The 21,608-nt window shown below is 73.0% G+C and carries 7 protein-coding genes; 2 read left to right on the top strand and 5 right to left on the bottom strand.

The genetic code is table 11. The features are described 5' to 3' along the window. Positions 1-2: 2 nt before the first annotated feature. On the bottom strand, positions 3-2,459 hold the full coding sequence (locus ABZ656_RS45100) for an ATP-binding protein (RefSeq protein WP_360276653.1): 2,457 nt from the start codon (positions 2,457-2,459) through the stop codon (positions 3-5). Between the two features lie 391 nt (positions 2,460-2,850). Here ABZ656_RS45100 and ABZ656_RS45095 point away from each other — a divergent pair, with 391 nt between their 5' ends. Next, positions 2,851-3,807 (top strand): ABC transporter substrate-binding protein, encoded by a 957-nt coding sequence (locus tag ABZ656_RS45095; RefSeq protein ID WP_360276644.1) that lies wholly within the window; start codon positions 2,851-2,853, stop codon positions 3,805-3,807. Positions 3,808-4,117: 310 nt separating this feature from the next. Next, positions 4,118-4,789 carry a TetR/AcrR family transcriptional regulator gene (locus ABZ656_RS45090; protein WP_360276650.1) on the top strand — a complete coding sequence of 224 codons (672 nt, stop codon included), beginning with the start codon at positions 4,118-4,120 and terminating at the stop codon, positions 4,787-4,789. A 26-nt stretch (positions 4,790-4,815) separates the two neighbouring features. On the opposite strand, the gene ABZ656_RS45085 is transcribed toward ABZ656_RS45090, so the two are convergent. The 4 genes from ABZ656_RS45085 to ABZ656_RS45070 form a co-directional block, all read right to left on the bottom strand. After that, positions 4,816-5,595, bottom strand: a complete 780-nt coding sequence (locus ABZ656_RS45085) for an alpha/beta fold hydrolase (protein WP_360276641.1) — start codon at positions 5,593-5,595, stop codon at positions 4,816-4,818. Between the two features lie 64 nt (positions 5,596-5,659). Beyond that, positions 5,660-6,796 carry an alpha/beta fold hydrolase gene (locus ABZ656_RS45080; protein ID WP_360276638.1) on the bottom strand — a complete coding sequence of 379 codons (1,137 nt, stop codon included), beginning with the start codon at positions 6,794-6,796 and terminating at the stop codon, positions 5,660-5,662. Beyond that, positions 6,793-9,249 carry a thioester reductase domain-containing protein gene (locus tag ABZ656_RS45075; protein WP_360276635.1) on the bottom strand — a complete coding sequence of 819 codons (2,457 nt, stop codon included), beginning with the start codon at positions 9,247-9,249 and terminating at the stop codon, positions 6,793-6,795. Before ABZ656_RS45075 ends, ABZ656_RS45080 begins: the two co-directional genes overlap by 4 nt. A gap of 78 nt (positions 9,250-9,327) precedes the next feature. Next, on the bottom strand, positions 9,328-21,510 hold the full coding sequence (locus tag ABZ656_RS45070) for an SDR family NAD(P)-dependent oxidoreductase (protein ID WP_360276647.1): 12,183 nt from the start codon (positions 21,508-21,510) through the stop codon (positions 9,328-9,330). Between the last annotated feature and the right edge of the window lie 98 nt (positions 21,511-21,608).

The following is a 21,608-nucleotide window of genomic DNA, read 5'->3' as shown; positions in this document are numbered from 1 at the left end:
TTCTACCGTCTGCGAACCGGGTGGGTCTCCACGGCGGACGTACGCCGTTGTGCCGCGGCCGTGACCCGTGCGCATCCCGATCCGGCCGACTGGCACCCCGGGCCGGTACTCGCGCCACGTGACCTCTGCACGAGCCCGCTGTCCATGCCGTCGCCCGCGGCGCGCGACGGCCGGCCGTGTCCGCTCTCCATACCGGTGCCACGCTGGTGACCCGGGCCGCCGACCGCGTCCTGACGCGTGCCTCGTCCCGCTGTCTCGCGCTCCGCGGGCTGCGCCGCCCCCGGAGTCGTGGTGCCCGGTGCGCCGCCCGGCCTGGGCCGGGAGGCGCCGGGGCCGCCGTAGCCGCCCATGGCGCCATCGCCCGTCGGTTCCTGACGGCCCGTGTGGCCGTCCGCTCCCCGGCTGTGCGCGGGGATCCTGCGGGGCAGGGACGAGGGACCGGGTTCCGGGTCGACAGCCGCGGGGCGCGGTTCGGTCCCGCCGGGGCGGCGTGGCGGCGGCAGGATGTGCGGGGCCCTGGCCGCGGCCCCCGTGGGGTCGGCGAGCAGCAGATGGGAGCCGGGCACCGCGACGGTGACGGTGACGCCGCCGCCCGGGGTGCGGGTCAGGACGACCTCGATGCCCCAGCGCCGGGACAGACCGCCGACCACGAAGAGGCCGAGGACCTCGGTCGGGGCCAGGTCGAGCCGTTCGCGGCGGATCAGGCGGGCGTTCTCCTCCTCCAGCCGCTCGGCGCTCATTCCGAGCCCGTGGTCGATGATCTCGATCAGGGCGCCGCCGCCGGAGCCGTGCCGGGGCCGCAGGACGACTTCGACGCTGCTGGACGCCGGGGAGAACGTCACCGCGTTCTCCAGCAGTTCGGCGAGCATCAGCGTGAGGTCGCCGACGATGTCGGGGGCGACGGTGACATCGCCCTCGGCGTGCGGGGTGACCCGCTGGTAGCCCTCGATCTGGCCGAGCGCGGCGCGGACGATGTTGCTGAGCCGCATGGGCCCGGTGTTGAGGCCCGTCTCGCGGATGCCGGCGAGCAGCATCAGGCTGTCGGCGTTGCGCTGGAGGCGTACCGCGATGTGGTCGATGCGGTAGAGCCGGTCCAGCACCTCCGGGTCGGTCTCGCCGCGCTCCACCGAGTCGATCAGCGCGAGCTGACGAGCGGTCAGGTTGCTGACGCGGTGGCCGACGTTGCCGAACATCTCGGCGATGTTGCGGCGGCTGATGACCTGGCGCTCCAGCAGGGCGGTCGCGGTGACCTGCACCTGGTTGAACGCTTCGGCGAGTTCGCCGAGTTCGTCGCGGACCGGCACGGGTACGGCTTCGAGGCGCGGCGGGCTCGCGTCGTCGGCGTCGTCGTCGGCGACCCGGGCGAGCTCGGTCTCGGCCGCGTCGGCCACGTGCTGGGCCGCCTCGGTGAGGCTCCGCACGGTCCGCACCACGGAGCGGCGCACCAGCACGGAGAACAGGATCCAGGCCGCGAAGGCGGCGAGGTTGGCGGCCACCAGCCACAGCACCTGCCACCAGGCGTCACTGGACGCCTCCTGGGTGTCGGCGGCGATCTGGTGGATGAGCGACTCGGTGATCTTCAGCCGGTTCTCCGCCTGACGCTGGTACGTCGGGTCGGCGGCCAGGGCGTCGTCGAGCGCGGCGCGCAGCTGTGAGGCGTTCCCCGCGACCAGACCGCCGGGGTCGACCTGCAGCGCGGCGTAGTGCTGGGCGACGACGCTCTGGTACGGGCTGTGCTCGATCGCGGCGAGTGCGGCGCCCTGTTCCTGGCTGGCGAACCGGGTGAAACGCTCGGCCTGGTAGGTGTACTGCTCGTAGTCGCCGACGGCGCCGGTGTATTCGATGAGCGCGTTGGGGTCCCGGGTCCGGGCCGCGAACACGCTGGTCTCGAAGGAGGCGTGGGCGGTGTCGGCGCGCAGCAGCGCGTCCAGCAGATTGCCGGCGGACTCCGAGGACTCGCCGCCCGACTGACCGAGCCCGAGGCCGTTGATGAGGCCCTCGATGACCGATCCGTACGCCGGGTCGATGTTGTCGGCGGGGATCGGACCCTCTTCGATGGTCTTGCGGAGGCTGTCGAGGCCCTCCAGCTCCTTGAGCGCCTGGGCCTCGGCGTCGGGCAACCGGCCCCCGTAGGTGGACCGCACGGCCTCCGCCTGGGCGGTGACCTTCTGCTGCGCCTGGAGGAAGGCGGAGGTGTCAGGTGCCTTGTCGCCGGAGCGGGCCGCCTCGTAGCGCAGGGAGACGAGGAGCGCCTGCCGGTGCTCGGTCTGTACGCCGTCGATGAGCTTGGTGACCTGCGCGCTGTCCCGCACGAGCTGGGCGGTGGAGGCGGCGGAACGGGCCGAGTCGACCTCGGCGTACACGACATAGGCGATCATCGCCGAAACGACGGCGAGCGGGACAATCACCAGGACGTTGAGTTTCCTGCGGAAAGGCCAACGGTCGAGGAGGGAAGGCATCCGGCCTATTCGGGGAGCCGTGGTCTGCGGCCCCCGGGCGGCTTTCCTGTGCGCGGGCACCAAACCTCCTTGACTTCATTCCCAATTGGAAGCCCGCAGCCCGGGCTGCGTGGACTGCGTCATGCCAGCACGCTCGGGCCGAGCAAGCGGAACCAGGTCCCCCGACTCGGCCAACATTAGCGGCTGCCGTAAGAGTACGGCCATGATCAACCAAAAACTGACATGCCGATACGTCGGATTCGCTTACTTTTCGGCCATGTTGCGCCCACGCGGCGAAGCCGTGTGGTCTCCATCGGTGATCTATTCGTGTCTTGACGGTGCGTTACTGGGCTCGATTGGATCGTCATCACGCCATGCCTTCCGGCCGCCGACCGCCCATGCACAAGTCTGGATGACCAACGTGACCCACGCCAGAAGCACCAGAACGACCGCAACGTACGCTGTATCCCTGCTGGTTGTGGCCGCGGCCGCCCTCACGGGCTGCGGTTCCTCCGACAACTCCGACAGCAAGGACCCGCTGAAGGGCGACACCGCCAAGGGCGGCACGGTCGTGGTCGGCTCCAACAACTTCCCCGAGAGCATCCTGCTCGCCGACATCTACGGCGAAGCCCTGAAGGCCAAGGGCATCAAGGTCAGTTACAAGTTGAACATCGGCAGCCGCGAGACCACCTACGGTCTGATCAAGAACGGCACGATCACCGTGCTGCCCGAGTACAACGGCGCGCTGCTGGCCTATCTGAACGCCAAGGCGGCCCCGACCACGGTCGAGGACACCAGCAAGGCCATCACGGCCGCGCTCGATTCCAAGCTGTCCCTGCTCGAGCCCTCCAAGGCGGAGGACAAGGACGCGATCGCGGTCAACGAGGCGACCGCCAAGAAGTACAAGCTCACGACCTCGTCGACGATCGCCGACCTCTCCGCCTCGGCCAAGGACGTGGTCATCGGGGGATCGCCGGAGTTCCAGACGCGCAAGCAGGGATTGGTGGGCCTCAAGTCCGAATACGGCCTCGAATTCAAGTCGTTCAAGGCGCTGGACGCGGGTGGGCCGTTGACCGTGGCGGCCCTCAAGGGCAACAACATTCAAGCCGCAGATATTTTCACGACCGACCCCGGAATCACCAAGAACAAGTTCGTGGTCCTTCAAGACCCGAAGAATCTCTTCGGTTTTGAGAACGTGACGCCGCTGGCCTACAAGAGCGGTCTCTCCGCCGCCGGAGTTTCCGCGCTCAACGCCGTATCGGCGAAGCTCGACACGGACACCCTGGTCAAGCTCAACGCCCAGGTGCAGAACGACAACAAGGACCCGCTGGACGTGGCCAAGAGCTGGCTGTCGACCGCCGGGCTGTAGTTCTGCCGGAAGTGCGCAGGCCGGAGCGGGGGTCCGCCGCTCCGGCTCTTGCCGTGCCGCGGGGTCGCCGAGGCACGACGGTTCGCCCGTCCGTCGCGAGATCACCGACGCCCACCGACTGATCCCCTCATCAGTTCTGAAGAGGCCGCGGACAGGATGAGCGCATGCCCGATCAAGCCGCCGCCCAGCCCGCCAACCGCTTCGAACGCAGGCGCGCCCAGACCCGCCAACCGCTTCGAACGCAGGCGCGCCCAGACCCGCCAACCGCTTCGAACGCAGGCGCGCCCAGACCCGCCAACCGCTTCGAACGCTGGCGCGCCCAGACCCGCCAACCGCTTCGAACGCAGGCGCGCCCAGACCCGCCAACCGCTTCGAACGCAGGCGCGCCCAGACCCGCCATGCCCTGATCACCACCGCCCAGCGGATCCTGGCCGAGCAGGGCACGAGCGAGATCAGCATCCAGCAGATCGCCGAGCGTGCCGACGTCGGGTTCGGCTCCTTCTACAACCACTTCCAGACGAAGGCGGAGCTCTTCGAGGCGGCGGTCGTCGACGCGCTGGAGGAGTACGGCAAGCTGATCGACTCGATCACCGGCGACCTGGACGACCCCGCCGAGGTGTTCGCGGTGAGCGTCCGGCTGACCTTCCGGCTCGCCGGCACCCACCCGGAACTCACCCGCGTCCTGCGCTACGGCGGCCTCCCCTGCATCCACGCCGATTTCGGCCTGGGCCCCCGCGCCCTGCGGGACATCGAGAAGGGCAACGCCTCCGGCCGCTTCCAGGTGGACAGTCCCCTCAGCGCCGTCGGCGGCTCCCCCCTCGGGCTGCTCCAGCTGAAGTCGTCCGCCAAGTCCGAGCAGTCGGGTCCCGGCGCCGACGAGGAGATGGCCGAACTCATCCTGCGCATGCTGGGCCTGCCCCCCGAGGAGGCCCACGAGGTCGCCCGGCGCCCACTGCCGGTCGCCCGGCCGGACAGGTCCTGAGGCAACCTCGTAGGCTCGCGGGCGCCTCAGGGGCGCTCGGTCAGGAACCGGTCGATGGCCGAGGTGAGTTCCTCGGGCTTCTCCACCGGGAGTTCGTGGCCGGCGTCCAGGATGCGCACCTCCGCGTCCGGGTACGCCTTCGCCATCCGCAGCATCTGGGAGACGGGCAGCTGGATGTCGTAGTAGCCGTGGATCATGAGGGTGGGGACACGGATCTCCCCGACCCGGTCGAGGACGTCGAAGGACCGCATCGCGCCGTAGCAGGTCATGACCACCTCCCGCGGCGTGTCCGCGGAGGTCCGGATGCACTCCTTGATCTCCTCGCGCGGGTAGCCGGGGGCGAAGGCCCGCTGGATGTTGGCGGCGACGAACAGCTTGAACGGCACCCGCGTGGACACCGCCATCAGCAGGCCCCTCCCCCGGCTGTACGTCATCCGGCTGATCGAGTTCACCAGGACCATGCGCTCGATCCGCTCGGGGTGGCCCAGCGTCAGGGTCTGCGCGATCATCCCGCCCATCGAGTGACCGACGGGGACGAACCGGTCGACCTTCAGGTGATCGAGGACGGCGAGGACGTCCCCGGCCAGCTCCGCGATGCTCCGCCGTCCCGACCCGTCGCTCTCGCCGTGGCCGCGCAGATCGACACGTACGACCCGCCGCGTGGCGGAGAAGTGCGCCAGCTGGTGGTCCCAGCGGTGCCGGTTGGCGGTCCAGCCGTGGATGAACACCAGGGGTGCGCCCGCACCGTCGCGGGGGCCCTCGTCGTCGTACGTCAGTCTGGCGCCGTCGACTTCGAGCTGCGGCATGGGTGGCCTCCTGCGGTGCGGTCCGGTTACTGACGGGTACGGTAACCGGCCGCCCGGGCCGCCGTCACCGTCGTCCGCCGAGGAATTCGAGGATGTGTCCGAACACGTCGAGGGCGGCGCCCCGGCCGAGGAACGTGTCCAGGTGGCCGTAGCCGGGAATCTCGGTGTACGCGACGTCCAACTGCGGCTGTCTGCGGGCGAGTACGTCGTGACAGAGCTTCTGGGAGTCGAGCCACAGACCGTTCTCGCTGCCGGCGAGCAGCAGGACTGGGGTGTCGATACGGGCCGCCGCGTCCAGCGCGTTCTGCGGCAGCGCCCGGTAGCGGTGGTCGCCGTCGTGCCAGCGCACCACGGTGCGGGCCAGCTCGATGCGGCGCAGATGCGGCAGGATCCACAGCGGGGCGGGGCCCAGCAGCTCGGCGAGCCGGCGGTGGGTGGCCTCGGACAGGTGCTCGTGCACGAACAGTGAGGCGCCCGTCCCCCACGCCGAGTTGTGCAGGATCTGGCAGGTCGGATCCGGGCAGCTCGCCCCGCGCGAGGCGAGGGCGAACAGGGGCGTGTACTTCGACCACAGGCCGGCCTTGCGGATGTCGACCGGTATGTGATCGATGCGGGACCTGAGCAGTTCCCCCGCCAGCGACATGCGCAGCGAGGTGCGGCCCGCGAGCTTCGGCGTCAGGAACACGCCCTGGGACACCACGCCCGCGAGGCCCGGGACCAGCCCGGCCGTCATGCTGAGCGACAGCGTGAGGGAGCCGACGCAGTGGGCGACCACGAACAGCGGCCGGTCGCCGATGCGGCGGCGGATGTGGGAGACGGCCGCGGGGATGTCGTACAGGGCGACGTCGTCGTACGTGTACTTCTGGCCGGTCTCGTTGTACGGCAGTCGGCAGCTGCCCCGCCAGTCGAGCAGCCAGGGCTCGTAGCCGTCGTCGAGCAGGACGTCGACCAGGTTGCGGGTCTCGGGCAGCAGGAACATGTCGGCGGACGCGGTGTGCCCGTGCAGGAGCAGCACGGCGGGGCGGTCCGTGTCGCCGCTGTCGACGCGGGTCAGGCCGAGGCGTACGCCGTCGTCGGCCCGGAAGGGGATCTCCTCGACCCGCGCCGGGTCGAGGCGGTGGTGGAGGAGGCGCAGGGTCGTGGTGCTCCTGACCCTGCGGAGCGTCGGCCTGGTGCGGGAGTCGGTGCTCCGGAGGATCATCGGTGGTGCTCCGAGGGGGTCGGGGTGCGGCGCAGGTCAAGGAGGTCGGCGGCGGCCCGCGCGAACGGGCCGAGCAGACCGCGGCCCATCTCCAGGCCGAACCAGGCGAGCCAGGTCAGCTTGGCGGCCCGCTTCTCCTGGCTGGTCAGGCGCGGGTCGACCTTGATGCCGTCGACCTGGTCGCGCAGATAGGTGTCGGCGGGCACGACGAGCTCGCCCGCCAGGGCCGCCGGTGCGCCCTCGCGGCCGATCTCGACGGTGAGTGCCCGGGTCTGGCGCCACACGTCACGACGGGCCCGGGCGTACTTGTGGCCCTCCAGCCACCAGCGGCCACCGTCCGCGTCACGCAGCGCCAACCGGTAGCTGAGGAGCCGGTGGCGCATACCGTGTCGCTGCGGAATGCCCTCCTCGGGCCGGATCCAGACGTCGCCGCGCTCGACGACCAGCGGTTCGGGATGCACCGCCGCGCACGTCAACTCGCCGGTTGCATCGATCCGGCGCTCCTTCACCAGCTGGTACATGCTCGCGAGGGAGAGAGTGAGCGCCATCGAGCAGGGAGTGTCGGCGGGCGCTCCGACCGGGCCGACACCGCCCTCGGCCGTCTCGGAGAACCACAGGTAGGGCTGGTCGTCCTTGTGCGGCAGCCGGGCCAGCCCGTCCTGGGCGAGCCGCTCGAACGTCCTCAGCTGGGCCTGTGCGTCGTAGCGGGCGGCGGGCCGCAACCCGAGCGCCTCGACGAGTGCGGCGGTGCGCTCGGCGGTCGCCGCCGGACCCTTCAGGGTCGCCTCGCACAGTCTGAGCGCGGTGGGGCTCTGCAACACCCGTGTGAGGAAGGCCAGTTCGGGTACCGGTTCGGCTTCCAGCCGGTCCAGGGCATCGGCCCGCCACTCGTCCCAGTCCCGTACGCGTACGTGCATCCCGCCAAGCGCCATGTCCCGTACGACGTCGTCGAGGGTGTTGGGCACGCCGGTCAGGTGGTAGTCGTAGCCCCACGCGTCGGGTTTGCAGACGATGCCGACCGCGACCCTGCTCACCCAGTCCACCGGGGCCGCGTTCAGGTGGTCGAAGGCGGGGACCGTGCGGAAGCGGCCGAAGGCCGAGAGGAGACCGCTGCTGAGGTCCTGCGGGTTGTAGGCGCCTGTCCTGGTGTGGCCGCCGATGCCGCCGGGGCGCAGGGCCGTGACGATCAGGCCGTGGTCGCGGGCCCGTCGCAGGGCGACCTCCGCCGCCCACTTCGTCTGGTCGTAGCCCGCGACGAGGCGGTCGACGTGGGCGAGCGGGTCGTCCTCGCCCATCGCGGTGATGCCGACCTCGTTGAAGACCGCGATGGATGAGATGTGGTGCAGCGGCTTCGGCCGGCCGGTCGCCGCGAGCTCGGCGAGGGTCAGCGAGCCGATGACGTTGCTCTGCCGCAGCGACTGGTAGCCGCGCAGGAAGTCCACGGCCGCCGCCACGCCGACGACGCTGTCCAGCTCGTGGGTGAGCGTGGTCCACAGTTCGTCGGACAGGCCCAGGTGCGGGCGCCTGATGTCGCCGGGGAGCACGGTCACCCGGCGGCGCACCTCCGACGACCAGGGCAGCTCGTACCTCTTGAGCGCCTCACCGAGCCGCCCGAGGGCCGCCTTCTCGTCGGCGGCGCGGACCAGGCAGTAGACGTGGGCGTCGCTGTGCCGCAGCAGGTCGAGGAGCATATGGCTGCCGAGGAAGCCGGTGGCGCCGGTCAGCAGGATCCGACGGGGCGGCAGCGGCTCGGGGTCGCCGGTCCAGGGCAGCCGGTCGGCGAGCGCCAGGTCGGCCAGGATCTGGTCGAGGTCCTCGGGCCGGGCCGTGGAGTACGGGGCGGGGGTGACGGGCACCGCGGGGACGGTGCGGGGGGCCGGGGCGGGGAGGGTGCGGGGGGCCGGGGCGGGGAGGGCGCGGGGGGCCGGGGCGGGGAGGGCGCGGGGGGCCTCGGACGTCCGCGATTCCGAGGTGGTCGGTGCCGAGAGGGTGTCCGTGGTGTGTGCGGTGGACAGCCAGCGGTGGGCGAGGCTGGTCGGGCGGGCGTCGGCGAAGACGTCGTCGAGGGCGATCTCCATGCCCAGCTCGTCCTCCAGTGCCGCGACGAGTTCCACCGCGCCCACCGAGGTGCCCCCGGCGTCGAAGAAGTCGGCGTCGGGCGACAGATGCCCCTCGGGCAGGTGACGGCCCGCCACGGCGGCGACGGCGGCCGCCAGACCCTCCACGTCCGGGACCACTGCCGGGACCACGTCCGGAACCACTGCCGGAACCACGTCGGGAACCACTGCCGCCGGCGCGGCCACGTCGGTACCGGCCGGCGTGGGCGCCGCGGCCGTCCTCACCTTCGCCAGCAGGGCGTCCACGCTCAGCCCGCCGTCATCACCCCGCTCGATCGCCTCGGCCGTCGCCCGCTGTCCGGCGTACGCCGACACGTCCTCGTTCACATCACGCATGAGAGTCCTTCACCCCGTGGTTTGTCCTTTCGCTCACTGCCACCACTGCCACCGCGTTCACCCGTCGGCGCCGCCGGTTCACCCCCGCCGCCAGGACCGGAAGGCCCGCAGGTGTTCGGGCGTGACCACGGTCTCCAGGCGCTCGTCGTCCTGGTCCCCGCCACCGAGCGCGGCCAGCAGCCGCCGGGCCGGTACGTTGCGCGGAGTGCGCTCCGCCGTCAGCCGAACCTTGACGCAGCCCAGTTCGTCGGCACGGTCGGCCAGGCACCGCAACAGCCGTTCCTCGACTCCCCGGCCGAGCGCCCTACAGCTCATCAGCCAGGCCAGTACGTCGAGTTGGTCGCCGTCCGCGCGGAGGGCGAGCAGCCCGATCTGGCCGTAGTCGCCGAACCGGTCCCGGGCCGCGGCCGTCCACACCTCACCGCGCTCCCGCCACCGCCCGAGATCGCCCCCGTCGGCGGACCGGGCCCGCAAGGTGAACTGGTTGGTACGGCGGACGAGTTGCTCGGCCCGCTCGACGTCGGCCTCGGTCAGGGCCCGGATGTCGACCTCAAGTTCCAACCGGTCGAGGAACTCCTCGAATCCGGCCTGCGCGCGCACGGCGTCCCGGTCCCGCTCCTGTTCGTAGAACCGCGCCCGCAGCGCGTCCTCGGCCGTCGCCGCGGCGGGGACGAGCGGCCACAACCTGCCCAGGAATGCGCTCAGTCCGGCCGACGGCGGGCACGTCACCGACAGCACCTCCGGCAGTGCGGACCGCACTTCCGCGATCTCGACCGGGTTGTCGTCGAGGAACAGGAAGCTGTCCGGGCCGAGGCCGAGCGTCCGGGCCGCCTCGGCGAGCCGGCCGGACTTCGGGCCCCAGGTCGCGGAGAGCACGCTGAAGTGTTCGGCCTTGAGCAGACTGTCCGGGCGGTCCAGTACGGCCCGCACCGTGTCCTCGTCGTTGTTGCTGACCAGTGCCAACAGCGCGCCCGCCGCACGCCACTGAAGGAGCCGGCGCGCGAGCAGCGCACGCGGTCCCGTCAGGTCCACCGCCTCCGGGCCGATCTCCCCGGCCACTCCACCCCACAGCGTCTCGTCGCCGTCCACCGCGATCACCTTGGGCGCGGGGCGCCGTACCGCACGTACGACATCGGCGAGGCAAAGCGCCACCGCCGCCTGGAACTGCGGAGTGAAGGGGAGGTGGGCGATCCGCTCGGTCCGCTCGTCGAAGCGTTCCGCGACGGCATGGCGCCGGGTCCAGTCGTCGGGACGGAGCACCGCGATGCCGGGCACCTCGGCCAGTTCGTCGGCGATCTCGCGCTCCCACCGTGCGAAGCGGTCCTGCGCGTGGGCGGACGGCAGGAAGCCGACGATCAGCGGCTTGCGGGTCCGTTCGGACAGGGCCCGCAGCGCGGCCGGGAACGCGGTACGCAACTCGGCGAGCAGCGCGTCGTCCACGGGGCCGAACCGTTCCAGGTCCGCCGCCCGCAGCAGCGCCGCGCACACCGCAGCGGCGGGGTCGGCGAAGACGCCGGAGGGGTCGCGCAGGGCGGCGAGCACCTGGTGGTACGGGGCTTCCGCGACGGTCAGGCCGCCGTCCCCCGTGCCCTCCTCGACCGCTGCCTCGCACAGCAGGGGCAGATTTCCGAGGGCGAAGGTGGCGGCGAGGGCGAGCGACCGGCGCGGGGGGCGTCGGGTGTCCTCCGCCGCCACCTGGGGCACCCCCGCCGCCGTACCCGTCGTACCCGGTGTCGAACGGACCGCCGCCGCCGGATCGTCCGCCGCCTCCGCGAGCAGCCGCAGGAAGTCCTCCCCCAGCTCGACGGAGGTCGCCGCGTCCAGGATGTCGAGGTTGTGGTCGAGCCGGATCCGGCCCGCGTCGGGGGTCATGGTGATCATCAGGTCGAGGTCGGAGTACCCCGTCCCGGCGGGCAGGACCTCCAGGTGGGCGAGGCGGCCCGCCGCAGAGCGCACATAGTTGAAGTACACCTCCACCAGCGGCGCGTTCGCCCGGTGCAGCCCCTGTCGGGCGAGGGTCGACAGCACGTCGGAGAACATGGCGCCCTTCGCGAGGACGCGGTCGAGGCGGCCGTCGGTGCGGCGCAGCACCCGCTCGATCCGCTCGCCCGCCCCGGCCTCGGCCGGGAACGGCACCGGCACTCCGAAGAAGCCCACCGCGTCGTACGCGTCGGCGTGGATGCGGGTGTCGACGGGCACGGCGAGAACGAAACGTTCCTTCTGCCGCATCCTGGCCAGCAGCACGGTCAGCGTGCCGAGGCAGAATGCGGCGGGCGTGATGGCGAGCCCGCTCGCGGCGGCCGACACCCGTTCCATGAGCCCGTCGGGGATCGTCACGCTCACGCTGCCGGCCCGGTACGAGCGCGTCGCCGGGCGGGGCCGGGCGAGCGTCAGGTCGAGTCGGGCACTGCCCTGGAAGGCCTCGCGCCATGCGGTCGCGCCCTCGCCGGGGGTGTTGTCCGTCTGTTGCGCCTCGATCAGGAGGTCGATGTCCCGGTTGGTGACGGCGTCGCCGAGCGAGGTGCCGGACAGTTCGGCGTCGAGTTCCCCCGCCACGAGCAGCAGCGACTGCAGATCGCTCACCGCGTGGTGCGCGCCGAACGCCAGGAACTGGCCCCGGGCACCGGCGTCGAGCAGCTCGAACCGCCACAACGGGGGGTCAGCCAGGTCGAACCGCGGTTCCAGCAGCAGGCGCAGTCGGTCGGCCGCGTCGAGTGCGCCGTCTGCGGGCACGTCCGTCCAGCGCAGCACCGGCCGTGCGACCTCCCGGTCCACCCTTAGCAGCCGCGCGTGTTCGCCACCCGCACCGGCACCGGTCGCGATCGCGGTGCGCAGTGCGGCGTGCCGTCCGGCGAGTCGCGTGAGGATGTCGGTGAGCCCCTCGCGGGTGGTGGGCGTGGTGAGCCGAAGGGCCAGGCCGACGGCGTGGGCCGCGTCCGGCATGCCCGGCCGGGCGCTGCGCAGCAGTCGTACGACATCGCGGGTCGCAGGCCGCAGTTCGCTCTCGGGCACCTCGACGGCGGCCTCGGGCCGCCGCGCCTCGGACGGCCGTTCCCCGGCCTGCGTGACCGTGTCCCGTTCGGGCAGCGCCTCGCCGAGGGTCCGGGCCAGGCCGCGGATGTCGGAGGCGGAGAACACGGTGGCGGCGGGGAGTTCGGCGCCCAGCTCGCGGGCGAAGGCGTTGCGCAGTCGGACGAGCATGAGGGAGTCCAGGCCGAGTTCCTTCAGGGCCGTGGTCGCCGAGACGTCCACCATGCCTTCGGAGACCTGGCCGACCCGGGCCCGTACATACGCTTCGAGGCGGTCCGCGCGGTCCCGTTCCGTCGTCGCCGTGAACACCCGCGCGACGAGGTCGTCCGCGTCGTCATCGCCGGTCGGTACGGTGATCAGGTCGCCGAGGATCGGGCGGGCGCGGGCCGCGTCCGGGTCGAGCGCGAGGGTCTCCCAGTCCAGGGCGAGGGGGGCGAGTTGGCGGCGGGAGGTGGCCAGCACCCGTTCGAGGAGTTCGCCACCGTCCTGCGGGGAGAACGCGAGCAGACCGGACCTGCTGGTCCCGGCGGCCCGGGTGCCGGACTCGGCGACCATGCCGACGCCCGCCCAGGCGCCCCAGTCCAGGCTCAGCGCCCGGCGGTCGGCGCGGGAGAGGTGGTGCGCCCAGGCGTCGAGGAAGGCGTTCGCCGCCGCGTACGGGCTCTGCCCCGCGGAGCCGAGGAGACCGGCCGCCGAGGCGAACAGGACGAGGCTCTCGGCCTCCGGGATCAGTTCGGTGAGCAGTGTGGTGCCGAGGACCTTGGGGGCGAGCACGCGCAGGACGCGCTCGTCGGTCAGGTTCGCCACCGTCGCGTCGTCGAGGACACCGGCCGCGTGGACGACTCCGGCGATCGGCCCCGCTTCCCGTCGTAGGGCGTCCAGGGCTGCCGTCAGTTCCTCGCGGTCGGCCACGTCGGCGCGGGCGAGGTGCACGGTGGTCCCGTGTTCTTCCAGACCCCTGATCCAGCTCGCGGTGTGCGCGTCGGGCCCGCCCCGGCTCATCAGGGCCAGTCGGCGGGCGCCGCGGCGAACCAGTCGTTCGGCGACGACTCGGCCGAGGCCGCCCAGCCCGCCGGTGATCAGGTACACCCCGTCGGGCGTGACCTCACCGTTGCCGCCGTCGTCGGGGCGGGTGCGGGCCAGGCGGGGGACCAGTCGGCCCGACTCCCGCAGCGCGACGAGCCGTTCGTCGTCCGCGTGCCGCAGTTGTGTCCACAGGGCGTCGACACCGTCGGTGGGCGGCAGGTCGATCAGGGTGGCCGACAGCTCCGGGTACTCCTGCGCCACCGCGAGGCCGAAGCCCCAGGCGAGGGCCTGTTGAGGGTGTGTCACCCGCCTGCTGTCACCGGCGGCCTGGCTGCCCCGTGCGACGACGAACAGGCGCGGGGTCCGGCCCTGCGGCCGGTCCGCCAGCGCCCGTACCAGGTGCAGTGTGCTCAGGCAGCACAGCCGGGCCGCCTCCTCGGCCGTACCGGCATCCGTGATCGCCGGGGCGTCGAGCGCGGACAGCTGGACCACCCGCTCGGGCGGCCCGTCGGGGAAGGCCTCGTCCAGGAGGCGGGCCAGGTGCCGCGGATCTGCGGGGTCGAGTACGTAACGACCGGGTCCCTCGACGCCGAACGACTCACCCCTGCGGGCGATCACCCGCGGCACGGTCGAGCCGAGCCGCTCGCCCAGTTCGGCCGCTACGCCCGTGTCGTCCGCCAGGATCAGCCAACCGCCCTCGGCGGGCTGCTGCTGTGCGGCCGGGCGCGGCTGCCATCGGGTCTCGAAGAGCGCGCCGTCCAGCGGAGACAGTGCGGCCAGCTGGAATTCCCTTGCTTCCAGCACCAGTTGCTCGTCCTCGTCCCACAGCCGCAGGTCCACGGTCGCGGTGTCGCCGTCCACGGAACGCAGTCGGCAGGTCGCCCACACGGGCGCCGTGCGCAGTCCGGTGAACCTCAGCCGCCCGACGGCCGCGGGCACGAACGCCCGGCCCTCGGGCGCGCCGCCCGGCAGGGCGGCCGTGTGGAAGGCCGCGTCGAGGACGGCGGGATGCAGCAGATGACCGGCGGCGGGCGTCCGGGCCAGGCGTGCGAGGGCGGCCACGTCCGTACGTCGGGCCTCCTCGAGCCCCCGGAAGGCGGGGCCGTAGTCGATGCCCAGGGCCGCGAGCCCAGCGTAGACGGCCGACAGATCGACCTGTTCGTCACACCGTTCACGCACGGTGCCGAGCCGCTCGTCGTCATCGACGGCGGCTTCCGCGGTGACCGCGAGGCGTCCGCTGACGTGCCGCTTCCACGGCGCACCGTGGCCACCGGCGGGTGTCGAGGCGATGGTGAAGTCCCGGAAGCCGTCCTCGGCGGGCCGCAGGACCAGTTGCAGCCGTACGGGCCGGTCCACGTCCAGCGACAGCGGCTGTACGAACCTGACGTCGGCCAGCCGTACTTCGCCTCCGCCCCGCAGCGCGGACGCGGCCTCCAGGGCCATGTCGAGGAAGGCGGCGCCGGGCATCCAGACTTCGCCGGTGACCCGGTGGTCGGTGAGATAGGCGAAGCGGCTGTCGTCGAGGTCGATGTTGGCCTGGAAGAGGTGCCGGTCTGGTTCGTCGCTGGCCTCCAGGTGCGTGCCGAGCAGCGGTGATCCGCCGGCCGAGGCGGTGACCGGGGCCGGCGCGAGCCAGTGGCGCTCACGGGCGAAGGCGTATGTCGGCAGGTCGGCCCGGTGGCCCTCCGGGAACAGCGTCGGCCAGTCGGGCGTGTACCCGGCCGTGTACAACTCTCCCAGCCCGCGCAGCAGTACGTCGTGTCCGTCGTTCTGCCGGCGCAGCGAGCCGACGCCGACCGCGTCGATCCCGGCCTCCGCCGCCACCGCCTCGATCGACGAGGTGAGCGAGGGGTGCGGGCTCAGCTCGACGAAGTAGCGGTAGCCGTCGTCCAGCATCCGTCGGATCGTGTCCGCGAAGCGGACCGGCTCCCTGAGGTTGGCGTACCAGTAGTCGGCGTCCAGCCGGTCGCCGGGGACGGGTTCGGCCAGCACCGCCGAGTACAGCGGGGTCGGTGTCCGGGCGCCCCTGACGCCGGAGAAACAGTCGAGCAGCTCCGCACGGAGCGGGTCCATCAAGGGGGTGTGCGAGGCGAACGGTGTCGACAGCGGGCGTGCGGAGATGCCCTGTTCGTCGAGGCGTCGGCGCAGCTCGGCCAGCGCGTCGGCCTCACCGGAGACGGCCGTGGACCGCGCGCTGTTGACCGCCGCGACGAACAGCCGGCCCGCGAACGGCGCGAGCAGTTCCGCCACCCGCGCGGGCGGCAGTTCCAGGGACAGCATGCCGCCCTTGCCCGCCAGCGGTACGACCGCCTGCCCGCGCCCGGCCACCACGGTCACGGCCTCGTCCAGGGTGAGGGCACCCACGCTGTACGCGGCGGCGATCTCGCCCAGACTGTGCCCGACGACGGCGTCCGGGCGGACGCCGAGCGCGCGCCAGGCGGCGGCCAGTGAGGCGTTGACCGCGAACAGCACCGGTTGCAGGAACTCGGTGCGGCCGAGCGGGGCGAACTCCTCCGGCGCCCGCAGCGCGTTGAGCACCGACCAGCCGACCTGCCGGCGAACGGCCTCATCGATGCGGGCCAGTTCCTCGCGAAACGCCTCCGACCCGGCCATCAACTCGACTCCCATGCCCGGCCATTGACCGCCGTGCCCGGCGAAGACGAAGGCCACCTTGCCCGTCCCGTCGTCGCGGGGCGCGGCCAGGGGCGCCCGCCCGCTCGCCAACGCGTCGAGCCGTAGCAGCAGTTCGTCCCGGTCACCCGCGACGAGGGCCGCGCGCCGTTCGAAGTGGCTGCGGTGCCGGGCCAGCGTGTGGGCGACATCGAGGAGAGCGATGTCCTCGCCGGCCTCCTTGGTCAGGTGGGTCGCCAGTCGCGCGGCCTGCCCCCGCAGGGCGGCATCGCTGCGCCCCGACAGCACGAACAGCCGCCTCCCCGGCGGCATTTCGTCCTCGCGATCCGCCTTCTCGACCGGCGGGGCCTCCTCCACGATCACATGCGCGTTGGTCCCGCTGATCCCGAAGGCGCTCACTCCGGCCCGTCGTGTCCGGCCGGGCGACGACGGCCAGGCCGCCGTGTCCCGTACCAGCCGCAGCCCGTTGTTCTCCCAGTCGACGTGCCTGCTGGGGGTGTCGGCGTGCAGGGTGCGCGGCAGGGTCCGGTGGCGCAGCGACTGCACCACCTTGACGAGTCCGATCACACCCGAAGCAGCCTGCGCGTGACCGATGTTGGACTTGAGCGAGCCCAGGTACAGGGGGCGGTCCTGGGGGCGTGAGTCTCCGAAGACCTCTGCCAGGGCATTCGCCTCGATCGGGTCGCCCAGCGTGGTGCCCGTGCCGTGCGCCTCCACGTAGTCGATGTCGGCGGGCTTCAGCCCGGACAGCTCCAGTGCCCGCCGGATCACCTGTTCCTGCGCCGGACCGTTCGGCGCGGACAGCCCCTGGCTGCGGCCGTCCTGGTTGACGGCCGTGCCGCGCAGCACGGCCAGCACCTCGTCACCGTCGCGCCGGGCGTCGCTCAGTCGCTTCAGTACGACCATGCCGGCGCCCTCGGCCCAGATGGCGCCGTCGGCGTCGTCGGAGAAGGACCGGCAGCGGCCGGTCGGGGACAGGCCCCGCAGTCGGCTGAACTCCACGAAGGTTCCCGGGGTCACCATCACCGTCACGCCACCGGCGAGCGCGAGGTCGCACTCTCCCGACCGCAACGCCTGCGCCGCCAGGTGCAGTGCCACCAGCGACGATGAGCACGCCGTGTCCACCGTCAGCGCGGGGCCGCCCAGTCCCAGCGTGTAGGCGAGCCGCCCCGAGGCCACGCTCAGCGCCGAGCCCGTACCGACGTACCCGTCCAGCTGGTCGAGGCGGGACCCCGCCAGGTAGTCGCTGCCGAACATGCCGACGTACACACCGGTGGTGCTGCCCGCGAGTTCGGCGGGCACGATTCCCGCGCGCTCCAGCGCCTCCCACGCCGTCTCCATCAGCAGCCGTTGCTGCGGGTCCATCGCGGCCGCTTCCTTCGGGGTGATCCCGAAGAAGCCCGCGTCGAAGGACTCCAGATCGTCGTGGTCCAGGAAGCCGCCCTCACGGGCGTAGGACTTGCCGACGGCATCCGGGTCGGGGTCGTACAGCGCCGCCGCGTCCCAGCGTTCGGCCGGGAAGGGGCCCACCGCGTCGCGCCCCTCCGCGACCAGGCTCCACAGGCCTTCCGGATCGCTCACACCGCCGGGCAGCCGGCAGGCCATGGCGACCAGGGCCACCGGTTCGTCGGAGGCCGGGGCCGTGGCGCGCGTGGGCCGCGTGGCGGGAGTGGGGCGGTCGCCCGCCGCGAGGACGGTGGACAGCAGGTGCGCGGCGAGGCGGGCCGCGGTGGGGTGGTCGAACAGCAGGGTGGCCGGGAGCCTGGCACCGATCCGGGCGCCGATGCGGTTGCGGAGTTCGACCGCCGTCACCGAGTCCATGCCGAGTTCGCGCAGCGGCTGGTCGGGGCGGACGGACTCCGTCGAGCGCAGGCCGAGGGCGCGGGAGGCCTCCTCGCGGACCAGGGCCAGGACGCGTTCGGCGCGTTCGGCCTCGGGCAGCCGGGCCAGGCGGTCGGCCAGACCGTCGCCGCCGCTTCGGCCGGTGCGGGGCGCGGGCAGCAGCGAGCGCCACACCGCCGCCGTACCGCCGCCCGTGGTGGCCGCGGTCTCGCGCAGGCGTGGCAGGTCCAGGGCCCAGGCGACCAGGTGCGGGGCGCCCTGTCGCAGAGCGAGTTCGACGAGTTCGCGGCCCTGGTCGGGGGTGAGGGCGCGATGGCCGAGACGGGCCATCCGGTCCAGGTCGGCGTGTGCGGCGGCGAGACCCTCGCCCGCCCAGGCGCCGAAGGAGAGGGAGACGCCGGGCAGGCCCAGGGCCCGCCGGTGGTGGGCGAGTTGGTCGAGGAAGACGTTGGCCGCCGCGTAGTTGCCCTGGCCCGCGTTGCCGACGACTCCGGCGGCCGAGGAGACCAACAGGAACAGGTCGAGTCGCGTGTCGGCGGTGAGCCGGTGCAGATGGGCGGCGCCGCCGACCTTGGGGCGCAGCACCTGTGCGAGCCGTTCGGGCGTCAGCTCGGCGACCACCCCGTCGGCCAGGACTCCGGCGCAGTGCACGACACCGCGCAGCGGCGACTCCTCGCCGATACGCCCGAGCAGCTCGGCCAGGGCCGCCGCGTCCGCGATGTCGCAGGCCGCGACCTCGGCCTCGGCGCCGAGCGCGGTCAGTTCGGCGGTGACGTCGGCGGCGCGCGGATCGTCAAGTCCCTGACGGGACGCCAGGAGCAGTCGCGGAACGCCGTGTTCGGCGAGGAGCCGGGCGATGTGCCGTCCGACGGCACCGAGACCTCCGGTGATCAGCACCGTGCCGTCGGTCGGTACGAGGGTGGGGCGGCCGACCAGGTCGAGGACGACCGGGGTACCGGTCGCGTTCCGCCGCCGTATCGCCTCGTGCGCGGCGGTGACGGGCAGGACCTGGGGGTGCCGGGGGCGGTCCGGTCCGGCGGCCGCGGCCGTGAACGGCAGCTCGTCGGGCAGCACTTCGACCGTTCCCGCGTCGGCGATCAGCTCGGAGCCGAGCGGGGTGTCGGAGAGGACGGTGACCCGCAGGCCGGGGGCGAGAGCTTCGACGTCGGCGCCGACCTCGGTGAGCACACCGGCGCGCGGCGTCTCGTCGCCGGGGGCGCCGGGCAGGGCGGCCGCGTGCACCCGGATCCTCACCTGCCCGGGGGCCAGGCCGTCCCGGGGCGCCACCGCGCGCAGGGCCGGGTTCACCGGAAGGCCGGTCAGCTCGTACTGGTCCCCCGCCGGTATCCGCAGCGCGTCCCGGCTGCGGGCTCGGACGAGCCGCGGTGCGAGCAGAGCGCCCGCGCGGAAGGCGAGTTCGGGCTCCTCGGCGTGGGTGGCGGCGGTCAGGAGCGCATCGGCCGGGTCGGAGTCCTCGAGGTCGAGGAGGGTCAGGCCGAGGTCCGGGTGTTCGGCGCGGGCGCTGCGGGCGAGCCCCCACAGCACGGACTGGGCGAGGCCGGGCACGGTGTCCTCGTCGACGGCCCCGACCGCACCGCGCGTCACCCACACGGTCCGGGCGGGTGTCTCGTCCTGCGGGAGGGCGATCAGGGCACGCAGTTCGGCCAGGGCCGCGGCCGCCGACTCCTGTGCCGCGGCGGCCGGTTCGGCGTCCGTCGCCGTGCGCGGCCAGAACCGTACGAGCACGTCGGCGCCGCCCGTCCCGCTCACGTCCGCGCCGCCCGTCCCGCTCCGGACGTGGATCCCCGCCGCCGCGAGGCCGCGCAGGGCCCCGGCGACCTCCGGGTCCGAGGGGTCGCCGACGACGGCCCACTCGGTGCCCGGCGCCTCGGCGGGCTGTTCGGGCAGGGCCGTCCAGACCACCTCGTACAGGTGCCGGGCGTTCTCCGAGGCGCCGTTCAAATCCGCCGGGTCCGCGGCCCGCAGTCGTACGCCCTCCAGACGACCGGCCGGGAGACCGTCGGCGTCCCACAGCGTGATGTCCAGGGTGAGGTCCGTGTCGGAGCCGCCCGTGCGTCGTACGGCCGCGGTGAGGTCCCTCGTGCCACCGGGCGGCAGGACGCACCGGCCCACCGCGACCGGGAGCAGCACCCGGCCGTCGGACGCGTCGATCCCGGCGGCCACGTGCAGCGCGGCGTCCAGCAGGGCGGGGTGGAGGGGGTACGGCTCGGCCGAGTGGCGGGCCGTGGGCGGCGGCGAGAGCCGGGCGAGCAGTTCACCGTCGCCGGTCGTGACCGCCGACCGTACGCCCTGGAAGGCCGGGCCGTAGCCGAGGCCCAGCTCGGCGAGCCGCTCGTACGTCCCCGGGGTCCAGGCCGGTTCGGCCGCCTCCGGCCACACCGGGGGCCGATCCGCCGTCGGCGCGACAGCCGCGGACGCGGACGCGGTGGCGTGCAGGGTCCAGCCCGCGGCCTCTTGGGCGCGCGGGCGGCTGTGCACGGTGATCTCCGGTACGGGACCGGCGGTGACCACCTCGACGGACACCTCGACCGTGCCGGAGCCGGGGAGGGTGAGAGGGCTGAGGAGGAGCAGGTCGGTGAGGTCGGCCGGGTCGTCCGGGCGGGCCACGGCGAGCGCGGCGCGGCACAGTTCCATCAGGGTGGTGCCGGAGACGACGGTCCGGCCGAACACGGTGTGGTCGGGCAGCCAGTCGGCGGTGTCCTTGGACCACTCGCCCCGGAAGGTCCAGCGGGTCTCGTCCGGCGACTGGAGCTGGATGCCGAGCAGGGGGTGCGCGGCGCGGTCGAAGAAACCGGGGGCACCGGTGGTGGACTCGGGCTCGATCCAGTGGCGCCGCGGATCCCAGGCGTATGTCGGCAGATCGGCGGGGGCGGTGTCGGGGACCAGTCGGCGCCAGTCGATCCGCCGCCCGTGGACGTGGAGTTCGGCGGCGGACCGGTCCAGGCAGGCGGGTCCGTCCTCGCCGCGGCGCAGCGAGCCGACGGTGACCAGGTTCTCGTGGCCGGAGTCCTCGGCGATGGTGTGCAGGGCGGTGACGAGGGAGGGGTGGGGGCCGAGTTCGACGAACCAGCGGTAGCCGTCGGCCGCCATGCGCTCCACGGTGGGTGCGAAGCGGACGGGTTCGCGCAGATTGGTGTACCAGTAGTCGGCCTCCAGCTCCTCGGTGACCGGCTCGCCGGTGACGGTGGAGTACCAGGCGACGGAGGTCGGGCAGGTGGTGACGCCGTCGAGTTCGTCGAGGACCGTCGCGCGGACCGGCTCGACCCGGGGGGTGTGGGAGGCGTAGTCGACGTCGAGGCGGCGGGCGAAGACCTGTTCGCGGCCGAGGTCGGCGAGCAGGGCCTCCAGCGGCTCGACGTCACCGGCGATCACCGTCGAGCGGCCGCTGTTCACGGCGGCGACCGAGACCCGTCCGTCGAGGTCGGCGAGGCGGTCCTCGACCTCGGTGTGCGGGAGGGCGACGACGGCCATGGTTCCGGTGCCCGACAGCCCGGTCAAAGCCTGGCTGCGCAGGGCGACCACCGCGGCGGCGTCGCTCAGGCTGAGCGCGCCGGCGACGCAGGCCGCGGCGACCTCGCCCTGGCTGTGCCCGATCACGGCGTCCGGCCGTACGCCCCGGGCCCGCCACGCCGCGGCCAGGGACACCATCACGGCGAACAGGACCGGCTGCACGACGTCCACTCGGTCCAGGGGCGGGCGCCCGGGTGACACGTACGCGGTCAACGACCCGTACCACGGAGGCACCAAACGCGTTGACGGGAGCGGGACTGGGTATTCGCCGCCTCCGGGAGAGCGCGGAGCTTCCCTGG

It is taken from the genome of Streptomyces sp. NPDC007095 (assembly GCF_040634475.1).
Lineage (GTDB): Bacteria > Actinomycetota > Actinomycetes > Streptomycetales > Streptomycetaceae > Streptomyces.
Note: the sequence above shows the minus strand (reverse complement) of the source record. Positions and strands in the feature narration are given on the sequence as shown.